A 3167-nucleotide genomic window follows, 5' to 3' on the forward strand; every position below is an offset into this window, starting at 1 on the left:
CTACAACCTCTCTGGTGGACAACAACAGCGACTTTGTATTGCCCGTGCCCTAGCAACTGATCCTGAACTAGTGCTGTTTGATGAACCGACCTCTGCCTTGGATCCAATTGCTACTGATAGCATTGAAGGTTTGATGGACGAACTTAAGAAGCAAGTTACGGTTTTAATTGTTACCCATAGTATGCATCAGGCTGCACGTCTCTCAGATTACACAGCCTTTATGTATATGGGTGAGATAGTAGAGTTTAACGAGACTGCCACGCTGTTCAATCAGCCTGCTCAGAAGCGAACTGCTGATTATGTCAGTGGACGATTCGGCTAGATACTGAGTGCAGAGTTGGGAGTGCCGTCGATAAGTCTCGTAAATCTCGGACTCCCAACCCCACATACCTCCAAACTTCAAACTCCTAGATTCTGAACTCCCAATGACAACCCTGTCACCATTGCCACCAACCCCAACTCCAGAGCCGGAACGGGAGCAGCCAACTCCTAGAACGCAACCCAAGAAGCCTCTGCCATTTGTGGTCAGGATGGTATGGCGACCTATTTTGGCAGTGGTAGTGGCGTTACACGCTTTGTTGTTGTTTACACCCTTAGAACGGTCGAAGCCTAAACCCTCGCCTACACCTACGCCTATCGATAAGAACGTCAAAATCGATCGCATCTCGTTGATCAAAAAACCACCAGCACCTAAACCCAAACCCAAAACTACGCGCCGACCTAAGGCCAACGTTAAGCCTAAACCTCGTCCTAGAAGAGCACCTGCACCCAAACCATCTCCTACACCGCCACCCGAAACGAGTGATGTCGGCTCTCCAGGGCCAGAAAAGCCTCCAGAAGACAAACCCGATCAGGGTGGAGGCGACCCCTGTGATTGGGCAACCCTAGTTCAATCAGAGTATCTGCCTCTAGCTCAAACTGTTCCACCAGCGGAACCTGACCAGTTCCGACAACCAAGCTTGTATTACGAAGGGGGTGCTAAAAAAGCCATTGTCGCAGAAATTGTTCCAATTCCGCTGACATCGGGGAGCCTTGGTGAAGGCAACCAAGAGCAGCGTAGTATCGAGACGGTAGAGCGTGACTTGCGTAAGGCTTGTGATGCGAAGCAGGCAAACTTTCAGACTGTAAAAGAGGTTGGGACAGACATCCTCTACTATGTTCGCAAGGAGGGTCAGCCAGGAGCCTACGTTACTCTAGCAAAGTCAAAGCCAACAGCAGCCGTGATTTTTCTGGTTCTGTGGGCCAAAGACCCGACGGAGGTTTTCCGCTGAGTCCATTGCGCAATGTTATCTTACGTTCACAGCTATGTTCAACTACCAGCCGAAGTGAGTACACTGGATCCTGTTCGAGGATCCAAGCATCATTAGTCGAATATCATCGAGCTAAATATCATCGATAGTAACTGCTACTGAGAGAATCCTATGACGGCCACTGTAACTCCCCAAGATCAAACCCAGACCCCTAACGATGAGCCACCAACCAATGGCCCTAAGAAAGGGATGCCTGCTCCTATCAAAGCCTTGTTGAAACCATTACTTTATTTGTCGATTGGTCTGCACGGACTGTTGCTGCTAGCACCATTGCCTTCTAACCAGAAGTTAGAAATTCCTGACGAAAAGGATACTGCTATTAAGATCACTCAGTTGCCACCAGCCAAACCTTCACCTAAGCTGTCACAACCTGAGACCAAGAGTGATAGCAATACCTCTGGGTCAGATACAGCGGCTGCTGATACCGGTAGCAGTGCTAGCAGTGATACCGGCAGTGATACCACTGATTACTCATCTAGTGATGATGGTGGCAGCGGTAGTTTCACCTCATTGTCGTCCGTAGCAGCTACTCCGCCCAAAACCTACAGTGGTTCGTTTGCTGATTTCCCGGTCTACTCTCCATCGGAAAAAGGTTGTTATGGGCGACCCGATTGCCAAACAGTCAAGGGAACTCCAATAGATACAGTCGATAAGTATTTTGAAAAGGCCCTCAAGGAAAAAGACTTTGGCGTTGAAGTCGTTCGCTCTGAACCCACTGTAAAAATTTATAAGCTAAAGGGCGGTTTGGAGCAGCGTTACCTAAGTATCTTGGCTGATGGGGCAAACACGCTCTATGTATTGTCAGCTCGGCCTGTGAATGACTTACCTTCCCTGAAGGAATCTGCTGCATTGTTCACAGAGCAGCCAGCGGCAACGTCTACAGCATCCCCATCTCCTGGTACAGGTGGTACACAAACAGCTAGTGGACAAACGTCCATTAATATTTCGGCTAGCTCTACCTCAACTGAGCCGTTAGTAGATATTCCTGAAGAGTTGTTCACACTCTTGGACGATTTGATTCCAGCCGTGCCTGCACCTGACAAGTTGCCAGATGAATACAGTGATGCCAAGCCTGCCTACTTTGCTCAGCCTAACTTGTTTTATAAGGTACCTGTAGCAACCAGCCCAGGACAGCAACAAGCTAGCACGAGCACGTTTGCCTCTGATGCTGAGCCTCTACCCGGTTTGGAGAAAGCAGTTTACATCTTGGACATTGCACCAGAAAAGTTCTACACAGACTCACTAGAGCAGAAACTGAAGCCAATTTTTGTCTCGGTGGAAAAGGTAGGTGAGCATGGTGGCGGTGCTCTGTATGAAATGAAGCAAGCAAAGGATAAGCCGTTATATCTGAACTTGTTACCCTTGCAAAAGCATCCAACTGGTAGGGAGGGGACGATCGTGGTGCTGTGGACTCGTGATCCAAGGCCCCCCGCTACATCAGTTACGGGCAAGCCAATCCCTGTGCCTGCACCCAGCCCTTCACCCTCCCCTACATCGTCAACAAACTAGTCAACTAGTTTGCGGCTGTTTCTTGGGATTACATCTTATTAGTAAGTCAGGATGTGAGTTTGTGTTCGTCCCAAGGGAGTCTTGACTTCCACTCGATAGGTTGGGGATGAGCGAGGTACAAATAGCACCTGAAACTGGCCGTTGCGATCGGTCGATTGGGGCTTACCCTCTACGAAAACTAAGTTAACTGGGTCTACCTTGCCGATCAATCGCAGTTTACGAATGTTGTTCTCAACCACAACTTGCCAGCGATAGTCAAGGCTGGGGTCATCCCGTAAGGGCACAGGTGGTTCTGGTGGCTTGCCAGGAAACGTTAGATTTTGATAGCCTGCGGGCACAAGTTGAGAT

4 protein-coding genes are annotated in these 3167 nt (G+C 49.2%); 3 read left to right on the plus strand and 1 reads right to left on the minus strand.

The window, feature by feature from the left end; genetic code table 11:
- The 3 genes from NZ772_16320 to NZ772_16330 form a co-directional block, all read left to right on the plus strand.
- On the plus strand, positions 1 to 322 hold a 322-nt coding region (locus NZ772_16320; protein MCS6815120.1), incomplete at its 5' end, for an ATP-binding cassette domain-containing protein.
- A gap of 103 nt (positions 323 to 425) precedes the next feature.
- Entirely contained in the window at positions 426 to 1271 is an 846-nt protein-coding gene (locus tag NZ772_16325) for a hypothetical protein (protein MCS6815121.1), read from the plus strand.
- Positions 1272 to 1421: 150 nt separating this feature from the next.
- Positions 1422 to 2819: a hypothetical protein gene (locus NZ772_16330; GenBank protein ID MCS6815122.1), complete on the plus strand. Its 1398-nt coding sequence runs from the start codon at positions 1422 to 1424 to the stop codon at positions 2817 to 2819.
- 38 nt (positions 2820 to 2857) lie between these two features.
- Here NZ772_16330 and NZ772_16335 read toward each other — a convergent pair.
- The coding region (locus NZ772_16335; protein ID MCS6815123.1) for a hypothetical protein at positions 2858 to 3167 on the minus strand (310 nt) is incomplete at its 5' end.

It is taken from the genome of Cyanobacteriota bacterium (assembly GCA_025054735.1).
In the GTDB taxonomy this organism is placed as follows: domain Bacteria; phylum Cyanobacteriota; class Cyanobacteriia; order SKYG9; family SKYG9; genus SKYG9.